A 16,272-nucleotide genomic window follows, 5' to 3' on the forward strand; every position below is an offset into this window, starting at 1 on the left:
ATGGGTGTTAGGAAGTTTGATTCAGCATGATTAAAGAGACCATTTCAGGAGACTGGGCAATAAGGATATAAAGCTCATAGCGGGTTCGACAAGCAAAAATATCACGCATTTCATCCAAATGACGCTCTAGTGTTCTAGGAGAGCGGTATAGCTTTTCAGACATTTCATTAACGGAATGTATTCCATTATAGATGAGTATGATCAGCTGTTTTTTGATCTGTTTAAATTGTTTTATAATTTGCGCAACCTCAAGTGTCAGATAGTTTTTACAAGCTTCTGTAATACTGTATGGTGTTACAACTTGCGTAAAATCATAATATTCAATGAGGTTTTTATCTTTGATATATTGAAGAAAGCGATCAATAAAATGATCCAATTTTTGTCTTGTAAAATAGGTTAAAGGAATATGACTGGGAGAGATCATGCCAAGACGTATAATATCTCCCTCTAAGGTCGGTCTGACATAGTAGTTTGCCTTATCTGAAAAGCTAGGAAGCAAGTCTTTTACAGGGAAATAGTCATCCTTATGTAGTAAATCAAGCATGCACTGGTAAGAAAAGAAGTTTTTAGAAAGGTATAAAACATTTTGGTAGCTGTAAGTAGGTTCATATATCTTTTCATTAAAGCTGTTCCATGCTTCAAACATTTCATGTGGAATAATAGAAATATCAATAATGCGACCACTTGGTGTTAGGTATGCTAATACCAAACCATTAAGATTAAAATACTGGCGAAGTTCTCTTACAATTTGCAAGTTAGTAAAACTATGACGGTGTGTATAGCGATTGATAGCCTGATTGATTTTATCAAAATCTCTAACTGTATGCTGCATTTAACATTCCACTTTGCCTTGAGGGTAAGGCAAACTCACCGTCACTTTTTATACTAATATTGTATATTTTAGCATGCTAAGGGAGTGAAATAATTAAGACATTAGCCATACTCAGCAGCGATCTGTTGTTTTATAAATAGATCAAACGCATGTATTTAAAATGGTAGGTAGGAAGTACGTTAAGCGATTAAAGTGCAAAAGTATATTTAAGCTCCACGCCAATACGTAAATAGTTATAAGCTTTATTATCGCTATTTGGAATCTCTCTATCATTTAAAGACTCTCCAGCGCTGTAGGCAATAGAGCCAATGATACCAAGCCCGTTTTGCCATTGATAACCACCTAACACTTCAACAATAGGATCAATACTCCAGTTGCTGTTTGAGTTGCCATTGGCTGAAGGCGTTGTTTGTAAGTTAATATCGTATTTATTGCGCTTAATATCAATGCCCGCGCTAGCACCGACAAGCCAGCCAGAGTAAAAGAAATATTTTCCTGTGATCATAATAGGAAGGCTCTCAATGCTCACAGATCTTTTGTCTGTAATACTGCCGTAGTTTACGGTTTCATGATAAATATCAGAGATATATTGAAAGCCTGTCTTAACACCCAGCGTAATGTTTGAGTTTAAGGCATAATCATAACCAACAAATATCCCAGCTCCCGCGCCACCTTTGAGTTTCTCATAATCAGAACCATCATAATTATGGTGTAGCTCACCACTGATGCCGTTGTAAGATAACATTCCGCTGGCATAGATCCCAGATTTAGCAGGCTCTGATGCCATCGCATTTAGGTGTAACATTAAAAGCGCTGTGCTTATACCTATTGCTTTTAGTTTCATTCTTCTCTCCATATTGTTTATTTATAGATCAAATAAAGACCGTTAAAGATGCATTTTAGCTTGAGGATTTTAGAAAAATAGCGTAAAGCTACGCGATATTAAGCAAATAGGAAAAATTATCTGCTTTTACAAGGTCAAAGTTTTAGAAACTGAGGATATTTTGCTCAGAGGGTATATACAAACCGACAAATAAGGGTAAGATGATAAATGAATACGATGGAGTACGTATTCTATCAAATATGGGTATGGCTGTTATTTTAAGGAGGATCGTTGATGGCATTAGAGATTCAAAATAAATTTGAAAAAAGTAAGTTATGGGATCTGAAAGTACGGCTTCAATTTAGTGGGTGGCTACAATATATTATCCATGCAATATGGGCGATTATTTTGTATCTGATAGCAGCAATAGGGTGGTTAATTGGCTATTGGCAAATATTATTATTTTGGATTCCTTTGATACTTGCGATTTTCTTTACTATTGCATTGGTGGGGACGATTTTAATTGTAAAGTACAACCTTCACCCTCAGGAGAAAATTCCGAGTAATAACAAAGACTTAGATGCTTTTAGCTTGATGAGAAAGCGTCACTCTTGTCGCTCCTTTCAATCAAGAAAGCTAACACAAGAGCATTTTTCAGTACTAATGCATACAGTACAATTATATACACAAAGTGATAATTTGCTTGGCAAGTTGCAGGTACGATTTGAATATGTGGCGGCAAATTTAAAAGTATGGCCTGTAGTCGGTGCCCATGAGTTTTTAGTGGCTATTGCGCCTAAGAGATATAATAGACTAGCGATTATTGATATTGGCAGAAGTTTGCAAAAAGTAGTACACCATGCAACAAGGATGGGGCTTGCTACCTGCTGGATTGGGCCGGGTGCGGATCAAAAAAGCATTATAGAGCACTTAGGGAATCGGTTTAACCATAATAAAGATCATGTAATTTGCGTTTGTGCTATTGGTTATGAGTCTATGTTTAAACCATTATTTATACGGTTTTTTCAAAAGTTGCAGCATAAACGTCTCCCTTTAAAGGAGCTATTTTTTACAGATTGTAAGCTCAGCAACTCTATTGATGTCAAAGAACTGCCATTTTCAGATTACAATGCTTGCTATGAGGTATGTCAATGGGCGCCATCATCGTACAATGGGCAAACCACAAGATCTAGAGCTGTGTTTGAGGATGGTCAGCTTATAAGATTTGATTTTTATACCGCTACAAATTCAAGATATTATGCACCACTGGCCCTTGGAATCTGGTGCGCTAATTGGGAGATAGGTTGCACAGCACTTGGTAAGGAAGGGTACTTTTCGATCATGGAAGATGCGTCTAATGCTAAAGATGAACTTCCACATTATGATATCAGCTGGGTTATTGATAATAATGATGAGAATTCACTGACTTAGTGGCTAAACACCTTCAAGCCAATTACGCCAGCTATGATTAGAACAAGGCATAGTATCTTTAATAAGCTGATAGAATCACCGAGTACCACCATGCCAATGATGGCTGTTCCAACGGCGCCAATGCCAGTCCATACAGGATAAGCAATACTAATCGGTATGCTTTTCATTGCCAGTGACAATAAATAGAAGCTTAGAATCATCCCTAAAATAGTAATAACACTTGCTGTTAAGTGAGTAAATCCGTGTGAAAATTTCAGTGCAATAGCCCAAATAACTTCAGTTATTCCAGCAAAAAGTAAAAATATCCATGCAAGCATGCTATGTCTCCTTTGATCAGTTTTAGTCAATTCATTGTTCAGCAGTTTTATATAAACATCAGTGCTTATAGTTGATATGAACTAAAAAATTAGCTCAGGCAATGCTGAAAATGAACTTAATAAATATCTATAAAGTGTCATAGCGTAATGGCTTTATGGTTTTAAGCAGAAGCTTGTTGCTCTTGCTGTTTTTGTTGGTATAGCATGTCAAAGTTAACTGGTGCAAGACATAGCTGAGGAAATCCGCCTTTTGACACGATATCAGAAATAGCTTCGCGAGCATAAGGGTAAAGTATATTTGGACAAAATGCATATTTTGCATGCTCAAGTTGCTCTTCATTCATATTATCAATGACGAAGATTCCAGCTTGCTGCACTTCTGCTTTAAATGCGTCATCGTCGGCACATTTGACATTCGCTTCAACCGTTAATACCACTTCAAAAATATTATCCTCTGGCAGGGCGTTTACCTGAGTATTAAGTGCAATATTAAGCTCAGGTTTCCATTCACGATTAAAGATGTGCGCACCTTTTGGAATTTCAAATGAAATATCTTTAATGTAAACTTTTTGAATTTGAAATTGTACTTCATTCTCAGCTGCTGTTTTAGCTTCATTTGTATCTGTCATAGTATTTCCTTTTATTTTCTATTTTTCTAGGGTTAACAACGTATCAAGTTTGCCTTTATCTTCCAGTAACATCAAGTCATCGCAGCCACCAATATGGCGATTATTAATAAAGATTTGTGGAACAGTGTGACGCTTTGCTCTCTCTAGCATTTCTGCGCGTAGAGGAGGGTTATTGGTGATATCATAATATTGAATGACTTGCCCCTTTTTCTCAAGCAAAGCTTTTGCCTCAACACAGTAAGGGCAGGTGGGTTTTATATACATTTCAATCATGATGCTTATCTTCTATTCTCTATTGAATTTAATGCTCTACTGCTTCTTTTTCTTCTTTTTATTTGGAAGCACATTTGTTGTGGTTTGCACGGTCTTTTTGGCATCGACAGGAAGCTTTTCAGCTCGCCAGCTTTTCAATCCACCTTTTAACACATACACTTTGCTAAAGCCTTCTTTTTTAAGAAGTTGGTAGGCGCTTTTAGCTGTGACACCGTTATCGCAATAAATAATAATGGGTGCTTCTTTATGTTTATTAAGCATTTTTGTATTGGATTTTAATGTATCTATCGTCGCATGGATTGCACCAACGATGTGCGCCTTGCTGTAAGCTTCATCATCGCGAATATCAAGAAAAACACCTTTATTGCGATTGGCAAGGTTGATGGCATCTTGTGCCTGAAGGTTAAAGCGCCCCGCACTGGCGACGCGGAACTCATAAACAAAATAGATGATCAGCATAATGATAAATGCCGCACATAAAAGCCAGTTGGCAGCAATAAATTGTGATAGGTTGGACATAGGTTGCCTGTTATTCCTGTTGTGTTTAGTTTGTATTAATATAAATTCACGAAATTATATACCAATCACAGCGCATTTTACAGCGCTTCTTGCTGCACAAAGTTTTTATTTTGAGGCAGATAATCTATTGGGCTTGATAAGTAATCAAAAATAAAATCCAGATGAGCGAAGTTATATTAAGCTTATAAAAGTGATCTAGTGTTTAGCGGGCTCTAAAAATATAGATATCGTTAATCCTTTAGGTGCTTTATTTTCAATTATGATTTCGCCATTTATTTGATGTACCAGTTCATATACTACAGCAAGCCCAAGGCCATGTCCTGCGCGTATTCGTGCTTCATGTTGGTTATCTGCTTGGTATTTAGCTTGAAATAATAAGCTTTTATTAAGTGATTTAGGAATGCCTGGACCATTATCTGATACTCGAAGGACAATATTATTCTGTTGCCTAAATAAAGCGATATCAATCTGAGTGGCAAATTTGATGGAGTTGTTAATTAAATTATAAAGTATTCGTTTGATGATAATTGCACTTCCCATAATAATGTTATGCTCATGCTCTAGGTTATGACTGATGTTAACACCTGAAGAAATGTATTCTTCAATAATAATGTTTGTTAAAGAGTTAAGCTCTATTGCTTTATGTGGTTGGCTTTCAAATGTGCTCATATCTAAAATTTGTTTAATCATGAGACGAGTTTCATCAATGTCTTTGAGACAGGCTTTCACCTCTTTGGTTTGATCAAGTGAATGTAACCGGTAATATACCCTTGTCAAGGGAGTGTTAAGATCATGAGAAACGGATTCTAATATTTTGACTCTGGTATTCATTAAGTCAGATACACGACTTTTTAATAAATGAATTAGGTTTGTTGTTCCTTGGAAAATTTCCAGCGCAATTGAGGCTGGTTTAGGAATACGGAGCTCCTCTAAAATAGCATACAAATTTGTTAATGTTGAATAAAGGCGGTGAAATATTAATCCCGCAACAAAAAGTAAAATAGAAATAAATAAGGTTGTTATTACCCGTGCGCTGAGGTTAATAAAAAGATAGCTGTAATTTGGCCTTGCTTGTATGTTTAACCATAAATGTGGTTTGATATTGAGTGAAAAATTCCCATGAACAAACGGGTGCTGATTTAAATAGTTTTGTAGTTGTGTGCTATTGTGCATAAACAGTGTTGGTGTATAGATAGGTGCTGGAGATAAATCTAAATCAAAATAGAAGTTGTCTAGATCCAAATATGCATAATGCTTAGGTGCTGTAATAGATTTAAAATTATTATCTTTAGCTTCTTTCCCATAATTAACAATATCCATAATAGTACCAATAGCTTGGTGCTGGTTATTAAATTGGATTGCCTGAGTGATTTTAAAATATGTATGTATTATAAGAAAGCCTATAGTGACGACCAAAAGAGCAATAATTAAAAATCGTACTTTCATGCGTCATATACTGTTTGGGTAACATCAGCGTTTAACATATAGCCTTTGTGGTAAACGGTTCTAATCAGTCTGGTTCCATCCTCATGTAAACGCTTTCTTAATAAACTAATACGAACATCTATGCTGCGATCATAAGGGGAGTGTTTTACCGATCGCAGCTTTTGTGTTAAAAAGTCTCTAGAAAGAACTTGTCGCGGGTGGTTGAGAAACAGCAGCAGTAAGTCATATTCGCCCGTTGATAAAAACACCGTGACTTTGTCAGGCGTTGTCAAAGTAAAGTCTTTGGTATTAAGCTGCCAGTTTTCAAAGGTATAAGTGCCAGTAGGGGAGGTTTTTCCTACTGGTAGATTGTCAATATCATTTTTAGTTCGGCGTAAAATAGCGCTACAGCGTGCAATGAGTTCAGCAGGATTGATAGGTTTAGAAATACAATCATCCACACCTGCTTCAAAGGCCAAAATAGATTTAACCGGTTTGATTTCATTATCATTTAAACAAGTCATCATAATAATGGGAATGTCAGAGACTTCCCTGATATATCTACATGTATCAATACCATCAATTTGAGGCATCATTAGATCAAGCAGGATAATGTCAAAATTATGTACAGAGGTTTTTAAATAGTGTTTGATATTCTTCCCACTATTTAATATTTTCGTATCAATATCAAAGTAACGTTTAATGCTTTTTGATAGATATATACAGATCTCTCTATCATCATCGATAATCAAAATTTGGTTCACTAACGACATGGTCATTTCCCCCTTCCCAATTTAGCATGAACTGTTTAGATTATTAAAATGCTAACGCAATTTGTGCGCTTGATGAAAATAGCCCCTGCCTTGCTATTTTCACGGTAAGTATAAATTCACTGTGCCATCAATAATGTTCTGATAGACATTTGAACTGTATCACTTTTAATTGTGGTTTAATAGGTAATTTTATCAAAAGTAAGTTAGGGTAATTAAAATCAAACACACTTTCTTTACATTTTTTTACACATATTTACATCTTTTAAGAGTATATTTTCTATGGGGTTTAGATATGAGTGATAAAGGGGGAGATGTGACTCAAGCTGGCTATAATGACTATACTAATGTAGAAGAGCTTTCTAACTTAGATCAATTTTTATGTGAAATAGGGGTATATGATTTAGAAACAGGAATCGCTAAATTAAATTCTAAGGAACTGCATTATTTAAGACTGTTGTCTACAGGGAGTAGTTACCAAGAGATTTCAAGCTTATTAAAATTATCGCTTAGGAGTATTTATTACTATGCAGATACCATTAAAAATAAGATGAATTTTACAAGTAGGTTGGAGCTTTTTAAGTTATCAAAGATACTTTATGGTTGATTATAATTGAATATCTGTCTAAAGATCTGACATCAACTGTACAGTGCTGAGTGTTATATGGGAATGGGTATAAATATAAATATAAATATAAATGGGATGATTTCTAGAAGGGGGAGTTTAGGGATGTTTGGAAAAATGCACAAAACACGCTTATCAAAGTATTATCGTTGCCTTGAGTTATTGGGTATTGATTACTTTAAAGTGTTTTATATTCGCCAAGATAAAAAGGTCCTGATTTTTTGTAATGATAATAACATGCAAATAACAGGCTCAGGTGACATTAATACTAGAGAGAAAGTTGATTATAACAACGCGTTTAGAAGCTTTTATTGCTCGTGTGTTAAGGGGTATAAAACAGGACAAATACTACCGTGGAAGGAGCTTCTACCGTATGAAGAGCTTCAAGTACTTCAACTAAAAGGAATGCTATCGGGGTGTCATTTTATATTGCCATATTCACTTGATAATAAAGGAGTGTCAATTTATATTTTTGGCTCTAAGACACATGATATTGATTTTAGTAAAAAGAGTTACCTTTTATATGCCTTTACTCGTTATTTCTCACGCGCCATTTTAGCCACTACACCTCTTGATTATAAGGAATACTATGGGGGTTTTTTATGTCAAAAAGAGCTATATCTATGCGCAAAGATGCTTGAGTTAGTTCGCCGGCTAAACTCTTTTTTGCCTATGGAAGAGCTGAGTCATTCAGAGTTTACAGTCTTGCGACACATAAGAGACTTTCAAACAGAAAAAGAGCTTTCTGCTTTCTTATCTATTTCAGAAAGAGCGTTACGTTATCATATCCAAAATATCAAACAAAAAATGGGAAAGAATACGCTTTCAGAGATCAAACAGTTAAGCAAGGACAGTTTTCCCACAGAGTTTACGTTGATCTAGAAATGGAAAAGGTATTAATAGCGCTTATAGGAAGCGCTTTAACGATTGCTCTTTCAACGCTTATACTATATGGCTCTAGATATATTTCCCTTTGTATTTTGCGAGGGAGAGACATTAGCATGGGAAAGCTGCTCGTTGGAGCTGTGCGCTCATTATTTACATTACATCGACGCAATCAGTTTGTGATATTTATTGTTTTATCCATAGTAAATATAGTGCTTAGCTTGCTTGTTGTAGCACTGTACCATACAGCTTTAGAGTATCTTTATATGATGGTTTTGATTATTGGGCTTGAAATTCTATTTTTCTGTGATAGTCGATACTTTTTATTACCTGATATCATAACGATATCAATGCTTTGGCTGATTCTTTTAATGATAGCATGCCACTGGAAAGAGGATATTGAGCTTGAAAATGCTATTTTAGGCGCAGCTATAGGATATGTATTTCCATTTTGTATTAATTATCTCTATAAGGTTTTAAAAGGACGCTCTGGCCTTGGCTACGGCGATATGAAGCTCTTCGCTTGTTGTGGTTGTTATTTTGGCACCAAGCTGCTTTTTGCTATTATTTGCATCTCTTGTCTTAGTCTCTCTATATATGTGGCTATTGCAAATGTGTTATTCAAAAAGAATCTAGATGTGATTTATCCATTAGGGCCACATATTTGTCTTAGTTTTTTAAGTTTTATCTTAATAGCACCGTTGGGCATTACAGATGATTTATTAAAAGGATATTACACGATATTAATACCTTTTCTCCATTAGAAACTTCCTATTTATAACATATTGTTTTTGCTACAAAAGCGGATAATTCAGTTAACTTGATTGGGAATTTTAAAATATATAGTAGTGTAAATATGACGTATCAGAAGGGCTTTAGTCTATTTGAGTTTGGATTGATTATTGTTCTTATGGCTATTTTGGTCGTATTAACGCTTTTTGTTTTTGAAATAGTTCAAAATAGAGTAGAGAAAAGTGCGGGGGTGAATCTTGCAATCGAAAATTATATAAGTATTGAAAGAAGGCAAGCCTATGCATTTTCCAATATTGGGGATAGCGATATTTCGGCACAAGCTATCCCACTTGAGACTTTACAAGAGTTAAAAAAACTAAAAGATAAGCTGAAAAACCTGTATGACATAACAATCATATTGCCCAATAAGCAAAATGGCAATAACTATACCAAGGTGGTTAGTGGGAGGTATTTATATAGCATTATCAAACAAATGTTAATAATGCCAAAAAATCTATTATATGGGGCCTTTGAGCGTGGAGCTTACTCAATTAAGAACAAGAGCATTCATATTAAGTCGTGCACAAATGAGATGTGTAAGGTGATCATATATGAGCCACTTTACTACTCAGGTCGAAATAATGCATACAATCAATTTGCAGTAAAAATTGTATAGGCTGTGTGGGAGAGAGCACTTTGGAAAATAGGAAACAGCAGCTAGGTATAAGTCTGATAGAAGTTGCGCTGTCTATCAGCATATTTAGCTTGACCATAATAATGGTGTTGAAGACGTTTAATTTTCAACAAAATCAAAATGATATTATTGATACTACTGTGCAAAAGGTACAGGCAGTAATTGCGGTTGCAAATGCATTACAATCAGGCGGCTATTATCCCAGCGAAAAAACATTAGACACTTATTTTTCACAGCGAAATATTAATATAAATTTAAACACAACAGGTGCTGGAACCTATCTAGGTTACAAGGCAAATAATACGGGGATTCCTTATTTTCGTATACAGTTTTGTGCCTCTAAAGCCTCTCCTTTAGGAAGGCTTGTGGGTCAGTATTTTTATGCGACTGAAATTCAAACGCCTGAAGCGAAACAAGTTTGTACACAAAATGGGATATTAGATCGGTTTCAATACCTTGTCACCTTGTACTCTACCCAACTTTTACCTCACTCTATACATACGTTATTTAAAACTTCCAGTGTATACTTTTCACAACCAGCTCCAGAGCCATCCTCCATAACAAGCACAGCTGTGTGCTACAAGCATGGAGGAAAGCCTTCTAAATGTTTAAAAAAATATAGGATATATAACATATCCCTTAATGATGGCAGCTTTAGAAAACCTGAAGTTTCTATTTACGATAGTGGAAATGAGAGCCATCATCAAGGGCTAAGAAGTGATCAAATTCAGAGGATGAAGTGCCCTATAAACTCTGTATTAGCCTCAATGCCGCTATTAAACAGTGCCTTTTTTACTAACCCATCCCACATGTTTCAGGTGAATGGTTCGGTTGGAACCAATCCTACGATGCAGATGATTAAAACATTAACTGTTTTGCCTGAGGTTACTGATCAAAATGCATTAGAAGTGACACTACCATATAGAGGCACTGTTAATCAGCAGGCTAATGAGAGTGGTGTTTTTAGATTTTTAGCAAGTAACATCAATGATAAAGAAGATAGTTTTTTAAATGCCTATCATAATTTATTAACTCAACAGTCTCAAAGAGGAATATTACCAGACTCAGACCCGCTTGTTGACAAATGGACGTATCAATTTATTAATCATACATCTTCTAAGCTTCCGTATTTTTATGATGTTCCTGGTTTTCCTGTATTTTCGCCAGAAATGCGATCTGCACTATTTCACTATGGAGGGATATTTAACATATATGGTGATAATTATAGGTTTCTTACTAGAAGAGAGCTCACGCAATATAGTAATGTCACAGTGAATGAGCTGGGTGTCGTTGTGCTTCAGTGGTGTGTTCCCGATGTGTTTATACATGACAGTGGGGGCTCTCAGCCAGTGGTAGGGCGACTTGATTGCAATCAGATAAATCGTAAAGGTTGTGGAGTATATTGATGTCAAAAATGCTCACAAGGAAAGTACAAGCTGGCTTTAGCTTTTTTGAAGTTGCACTGGTAGCAGTTTTAATTAGCATTATTATGTCAGTGGCACTTTGGTGGTTTTTCTATTTTGAAAGTTCCGCTACTATTGAAGATGAATTTGCACGTATCGAAAATGTTATTTCAATCTTACAGACAGAATATCAACAAGACCTTTCATCAGGGGCGCAATTTACCATCGATAAAAAGACTTTTTCAGGGTGGCTAGGGTTTGGTAGCTTAGTACATGACTACAGCAAAAACTTATATTCCATCCTCTATAACATTAGCTTGACATCTGCTGGATTATCACTTGCTCCATTGGTAAAGATAGAGTCCTGTATCCCTTTTTCAGCATATATAAGAGCCCAGAGGTATTATCGATTTGGTATGTCATATTACTTAACCGGAGCAAAGATAACTTATGCTAGATGCCGGCAAATTGATAAACGTTATGGTGAGATGGTTGATTTTGTTGTGTATGCGCCATTATCGCTATACTACAAAAAAAACCTTTCCACATATTATCCTCATTTAAATACCTACCAGTATAATATACCTTCATATAGTAATCTTTCATATAAACTCTCTACGCCATATAAGGATGGCAGTATCTTTCATGCAGATCAGCTAGGGCTTGGAACCTTTAACCAAACAATCAAGCAGCTTTCAAGCAGTTTTTATCAATTAGAAAGTTGCGGCAGCACACAAACAGAAATTTTTAATATGGCAGTATCTGGGCTCATGTTGTACCACCCAATGGATGATGTCCCTTATAATAACGCACAAAACTATTACCACTGGCTAAATCAACCAGTCAAAACAAAAAAGCTATATGGCCCAGCGAGCTATTATGCAGAGTATGGCTATCAAGTTCGCCCCTTTGTTATTCATGAATCTCCTGCTCATATGTCGCCATTTGATCCTATGAGTCCATATAAAGATCCCTATGCAGCATTAACAACAAGCAATAAACCTGATATCAAGCCACTTGATTATCAATATTATTCATCGGCAGCATTATTCAGTGTTCCTGTCAATCTCACTTCAATGAAAGGTGGATCAGGTCCCTATACGATACAAATGATACATTTCAGTCAATGCGCAGATAATAATACGACTTTTCAACCTTTTACCTCTGCAAGTGCACAGACGTATATGTCAAATGCACCAACGGATACTACAGTACAATCTGATGCTGGTATGCCAAGCAGTTATGGTGGAATTGATCCAAGGATGCCTACTAACACGTATATTTTGAGCAATATTGGGGGATATGATTTAGCAAATTCAAATTGTCAGTCTGATAATTATACTTGTGAGGGTCAAATTTATCATAGTGCTTTATTTAACTACACAATACCATTCTCAGAGAATGAAGCAAAAGACTACCCGAATAGATGGCCACATTTATTGGATCAGAATGCTGCAATTTTTATTTATCAGGGGTTGCATGTTCCTTATGAACTAAATGCACACTTTCAAAGCCCACCAGATGGTGCGCCATGGTCTCAAGAAGTATTACATAATTACAATCGAATTAAGTTTTTAATTATTCCAAAGAAATAGTACCAGTAAATATAGGGGGGAGAGAATGTCTAATAAGGGAGATAAGCAACAGGGCATTGCTTTGTTAATAGTTTCTTTAGTGATGCTGGTGATTAGTTTTATTATTTATTGGTACTATGCAAACTGGTATGCAGTTGGTAATACAAAAGAGATATATTCAAAAGCGAATCAAATACTTGCAACGAGAGATTTGGCCTATAACTACTACTATAGAACGGGGAAATTCCCTCAGCGTTATCAGGATTTTATAGGAGAAATTTCAGATGAAATGTATGCTAAGCTTTTTTCAAAAAATCTTACAGGTTATCCTTTTGAATTTACCAGTTATAATGGTGAGCGCGGGTATGTTGTATGTACTTTAGATAAAACAAATCAAGTCTACCAACTTCTACCCATGCTTAAACAAAGTAATGATATATATTATAATCTCAGGGCACAAAAAATTATATCTAGCACTTGTGCTAAGGTTGCAGGAGAGAATGCTATCTTCGTGCCTTTTATAGATGGCAGCACCTTATTTGATACAAACTTTCGTTTTTTTCCGTTTGTATTTATTAATACGACAGGTATGCTTTCTGATGATTATTGGGAGCATAATCAGCAAGGAATACAGATTGGACAGCTAGGGCAAGATCTTGCCCTAGAGGGGGCGGGTGATCAAAATTCACCTTATTTCTATTTTTCATCAAAAGTGGATCACTCCGTTGTTTCACACGCATATGAATCACCAAAAGATACACTAAGCGATACATCCCATCTTATGGGGCAGCAGTTCTTTGTATTTCCTTCAATTTGCCCAGCCTCTTCAGATGCTATTCATGGTGGTATTATGCTATCTGGATATGGGGTATCAAGTAGACAGTTTGGACGTTTTGGAAACACCACTCGAAAGGATTTGTTTGAGGTTAATACACAGCCACTTAGAATAGGCGAGTTTTATCAGCCACAAATAGGTGGTTATCAAAATCAAGCATGGCATCGAAAAGATATCAAAGTAAGTCAATATGGAACGGGTACACAAGCAGTTGCAAATACACCGCCTGTTTTATGTAGATTGGATGATTTATCATTGCCTAATGGGCATAAGATGAATGTGATTTTAATGACCATGGGGGAGAATGATCTCTTCAGTCAGATCAAGCATTTAAGCTCTTGGGAAGGTCAGCAAGTGCAGTTTGTAAGAGGGGTTTTATATGAAGCCTGTGCGCCAGATGCAACTGTACTTAAAGCGCCTGTTACGCGCTATCAAACTAAAAATAACATCCCAGTTATGAATAAGAAGACCCTGAGATTACGCTTTACGCGTGACAGTCTAACACCACCATTTAAATTGGTCCTGAATCATCAAGTGGTTATTTCAGTCCCGAGTTATCAAACAGCAAAATATGTCTATACACAATCAGTACCATCACATTTAACCATTGTTGATATTGCGCTGAGTGAGTCTGAGGCTAAAGCAATTGAAAAATTAAAGCAGAACTATTTGAACGTATATGTGGAGTTTAGAAATATCCCCGCTTTTTCTACAGAGTACGGGAAAGGCCCCAACCCTCAAGGGTATATACCCATAACTGTCAATGGGTTTGATAAAACACAGGCGAAAGTGGATTTAATGGTTAATTATAACCGCGGTTGTACTTTTCCGGTTGATGGAGGAGCATTACCTAATGATGCAGATGCTCTTCGGTGTGGCCCAGGTGGAAATGTTGACCCTATTATTCCATCATGTGCTACAAACCTTAGAAGCCAGCTGAGCGCTTTACTTCTCAAACAGCCTCAACTTGTTAGCCATTTACGACAGTATCAACAAGATGCTATCGCCTATAGACCTGCTGGATAACAGTAATATTTCCTATTACTGACATGGTTATCTTTGCAGGTTAAGGCATGATATTCAGCATAGACATTCATATAGCTTAAAACCAATGATATCTAACGAGGAGGATAAATGACTAGAAAGAAAATGGGCTTAATTTTTTGTTTGACAATGGGGACAGTGCTCTTTGCCTCGGGAGAGGAAGTGAAAGCCAAAGCTTTAGAGATAAAGGCACCTCATGGACAAGCACAGGTACAAATTGCTCAACTAAGGACGACAAATAACCCTGCTAGATACTGTGCAGCACTGTTTAATAAGCTATATCGGTTATATTATGGCGACTCTGTTCGTATCCATTTTTATCGTGATAAATTATTAATTCCACAAGGTATGTCGTTGAGTAATTTGATCAAAGGATTGAATGATTATTATTTTACTGATAATGATGGTAATGCATATAAAATTGATTGGAAAACATCAAAAGACTTTCCAATTACGTCAGAGACGATAGACAATATTCCATTAAATAACTCAGAGGGCGCATTTCAATATATTATTAATCGTGTATTTGGGGATAGTGGTTTAAATGGAGAAGGGATTTCGGTAGATGTTTATCCAATTTCCAGATTGATTCAAGTGTCGGTTAAATCACAACAGCCAGATGAACGTGAGAAGTTTTATAATACAGATTACCTCCCTGATGGCCAGAATAATTTAAAGGCAAAAGATAATCTTTATATTCGATCCCAAGATAATCAAGCGCCATCTGCTAATGATTTAGAAAAAAACACTAATGAGAATCCTTCGAAAGCCTCGCAAACAACAAACACCGGGGCTTCAAAAAATAAGGCTCAATTAAATTGGCAATCATAGAAAAAACAGGTTTATAACAAAAGGAGCAAAAGATGCTAAAGACATTAAATCAATATCAGAAAGTACAGAGTAAGAAGAGACAACAGGGAATGAGTATTTTAGAGTTTGGTCTTTACTCTCTAGGCGTTATGGCATTAATTGTCATTATCTTTTTTGCCTACGGCCTTGTTAGTAGATCAACCCAGGCGAATCAGTTTATTATGGCATATCAAAATGTACAGTCATCAATATCTCAGTTTATAAGTAATGATATCCAAAATAATGATACAGGGGTGGCATTTACTGAGGCTCAGATAACAACAGATGCCAACAATGGCACGTTGATTCCCGCTATTGTCGGGGTATTAGGAAATACAGTACAGGCAACTAATATTACTGTTGAGGCAATGTCTACTACACTTTCTGGATTAACACCAGCAGTTACATTACCAACAGGATATGAGCATGGGCTGGTAGCTGCGGTAGTGCTTGATAAAGCTAAGATGACCAAATCATTGTGTATGGCAATGCAGACCAACTTTAATAAAACGGCTGATCAACTTGAATTAATTCAATCTCAATGGGATGACTCTACCGGATGCACAGCTTATGTTGCTGTGGCTGATACACGAATTACATCGTAGCATTTTC

Annotated in this window: 18 protein-coding genes; 10 read left to right on the forward strand and 8 right to left on the reverse strand. The window is 36.1% G+C overall.

Annotation, left to right across the window (positions count from 1 at the left end):
• Positions 1-7: 7 nt before the first annotated feature.
• Positions 8-832 carry a helix-turn-helix transcriptional regulator gene (locus A37Q_RS0111965; protein WP_018300517.1) on the reverse strand — a complete coding sequence of 275 codons (825 nt, stop codon included), beginning with the start codon at positions 830-832 and terminating at the stop codon, positions 8-10.
• A gap of 187 nt (positions 833-1,019) precedes the next feature.
• A complete protein-coding gene (locus A37Q_RS0111970; protein ID WP_018300518.1) occupies positions 1,020-1,676 on the reverse strand; it encodes an autotransporter outer membrane beta-barrel domain-containing protein in 657 nt (218 codons plus the stop codon).
• A gap of 273 nt (positions 1,677-1,949) precedes the next feature.
• Between A37Q_RS0111970 and A37Q_RS0111975 the strand changes: the two genes are divergently transcribed.
• Positions 1,950-3,086, forward strand: a complete 1,137-nt coding sequence (locus A37Q_RS0111975) for a nitroreductase family protein (RefSeq protein ID WP_018300519.1) — start codon at positions 1,950-1,952, stop codon at positions 3,084-3,086.
• Here A37Q_RS0111975 and sugE read toward each other — a convergent pair.
• The 6 genes from sugE to A37Q_RS0112005 form a co-directional block, all read right to left on the reverse strand.
• Positions 3,083-3,403: a quaternary ammonium compound efflux SMR transporter SugE gene (gene sugE / locus A37Q_RS0111980; RefSeq protein ID WP_018300520.1), complete on the reverse strand. Its 321-nt coding sequence runs from the start codon at positions 3,401-3,403 to the stop codon at positions 3,083-3,085. The two genes, A37Q_RS0111975 and sugE, sit on opposite strands and share 4 nt — an antisense overlap.
• A gap of 161 nt (positions 3,404-3,564) precedes the next feature.
• Positions 3,565-4,032, reverse strand: a complete 468-nt coding sequence (gene secB / locus A37Q_RS0111985) for a protein-export chaperone SecB (protein WP_018300521.1) — start codon at positions 4,030-4,032, stop codon at positions 3,565-3,567.
• An 18-nt stretch (positions 4,033-4,050) separates the two neighbouring features.
• A complete protein-coding gene (gene grxC / locus A37Q_RS0111990) occupies positions 4,051-4,305 on the reverse strand; it encodes a glutaredoxin 3 (RefSeq protein WP_018300522.1) in 255 nt (84 codons plus the stop codon).
• A gap of 36 nt (positions 4,306-4,341) precedes the next feature.
• Positions 4,342-4,824, reverse strand: a complete 483-nt coding sequence (locus A37Q_RS15420; RefSeq protein WP_018300523.1) for a rhodanese-like domain-containing protein — start codon at positions 4,822-4,824, stop codon at positions 4,342-4,344.
• Between the two features lie 195 nt (positions 4,825-5,019).
• Positions 5,020-6,270, reverse strand: coding sequence for a sensor histidine kinase (locus A37Q_RS0112000; protein WP_018300524.1), 1,251 nt, complete (start codon positions 6,268-6,270; stop codon positions 5,020-5,022).
• Positions 6,267-7,022 carry a response regulator transcription factor gene (locus tag A37Q_RS0112005; RefSeq protein ID WP_018300525.1) on the reverse strand — a complete coding sequence of 252 codons (756 nt, stop codon included), beginning with the start codon at positions 7,020-7,022 and terminating at the stop codon, positions 6,267-6,269. The genes A37Q_RS0112000 and A37Q_RS0112005 overlap by 4 nt, the downstream gene beginning before the upstream one ends.
• A 292-nt stretch (positions 7,023-7,314) precedes the next feature.
• Here A37Q_RS0112005 and A37Q_RS0112010 point away from each other — a divergent pair, with 292 nt between their 5' ends.
• The 9 genes from A37Q_RS0112010 to A37Q_RS0112050 all read left to right on the forward strand — a co-directional run bounded on the left by A37Q_RS0112010 (position 7,315) and on the right by A37Q_RS0112050 (position 16,265).
• Positions 7,315-7,626, forward strand: a complete 312-nt coding sequence (locus tag A37Q_RS0112010; RefSeq protein WP_018300526.1) for a LuxR C-terminal-related transcriptional regulator — start codon at positions 7,315-7,317, stop codon at positions 7,624-7,626.
• A gap of 123 nt (positions 7,627-7,749) precedes the next feature.
• Positions 7,750-8,526, forward strand: coding sequence for a helix-turn-helix transcriptional regulator (locus A37Q_RS0112015; RefSeq protein ID WP_018300527.1), 777 nt, complete (start codon positions 7,750-7,752; stop codon positions 8,524-8,526).
• Between the two features lie 2 nt (positions 8,527-8,528).
• Positions 8,529-9,293 (forward strand): prepilin peptidase, encoded by a 765-nt coding sequence (locus tag A37Q_RS0112020; protein ID WP_018300528.1) that lies wholly within the window; start codon positions 8,529-8,531, stop codon positions 9,291-9,293.
• A gap of 92 nt (positions 9,294-9,385) precedes the next feature.
• Complete coding sequence (locus tag A37Q_RS0112025; protein ID WP_018300529.1) at positions 9,386-9,937, forward strand: hypothetical protein; 552 nt, start codon at positions 9,386-9,388, stop codon at positions 9,935-9,937.
• Between the two features lie 20 nt (positions 9,938-9,957).
• The gene (locus tag A37Q_RS0112030) at positions 9,958-11,361 is read left to right on the forward strand and encodes a PulJ/GspJ family protein (protein WP_154648693.1); all 1,404 of its coding nucleotides are present in this window, start codon (positions 9,958-9,960) and stop codon (positions 11,359-11,361) included.
• Complete coding sequence (locus A37Q_RS0112035; protein WP_018300531.1) at positions 11,361-12,953, forward strand: type II secretion system protein; 1,593 nt, start codon at positions 11,361-11,363, stop codon at positions 12,951-12,953. The genes A37Q_RS0112030 and A37Q_RS0112035 overlap by 1 nt, the downstream gene beginning before the upstream one ends.
• 25 nt (positions 12,954-12,978) lie before the next feature.
• Positions 12,979-14,793: a hypothetical protein gene (locus tag A37Q_RS0112040; RefSeq protein WP_018300532.1), complete on the forward strand. Its 1,815-nt coding sequence runs from the start codon at positions 12,979-12,981 to the stop codon at positions 14,791-14,793.
• A 108-nt stretch (positions 14,794-14,901) separates the two neighbouring features.
• Positions 14,902-15,642, forward strand: a complete 741-nt coding sequence (locus A37Q_RS0112045; RefSeq protein WP_018300533.1) for a hypothetical protein — start codon at positions 14,902-14,904, stop codon at positions 15,640-15,642.
• A 32-nt stretch (positions 15,643-15,674) separates the two neighbouring features.
• Positions 15,675-16,265 (forward strand): hypothetical protein, encoded by a 591-nt coding sequence (locus tag A37Q_RS0112050; RefSeq protein ID WP_018300534.1) that lies wholly within the window; start codon positions 15,675-15,677, stop codon positions 16,263-16,265.
• Positions 16,266-16,272 lie beyond the last annotated feature (7 nt).

Origin of the sequence: Fangia hongkongensis FSC776 = DSM 21703, assembly GCF_000379445.1 — a bacterium.
In the GTDB taxonomy this organism is placed as follows: Bacteria; Pseudomonadota; Gammaproteobacteria; order Francisellales; family Francisellaceae; genus Fangia; species Fangia hongkongensis.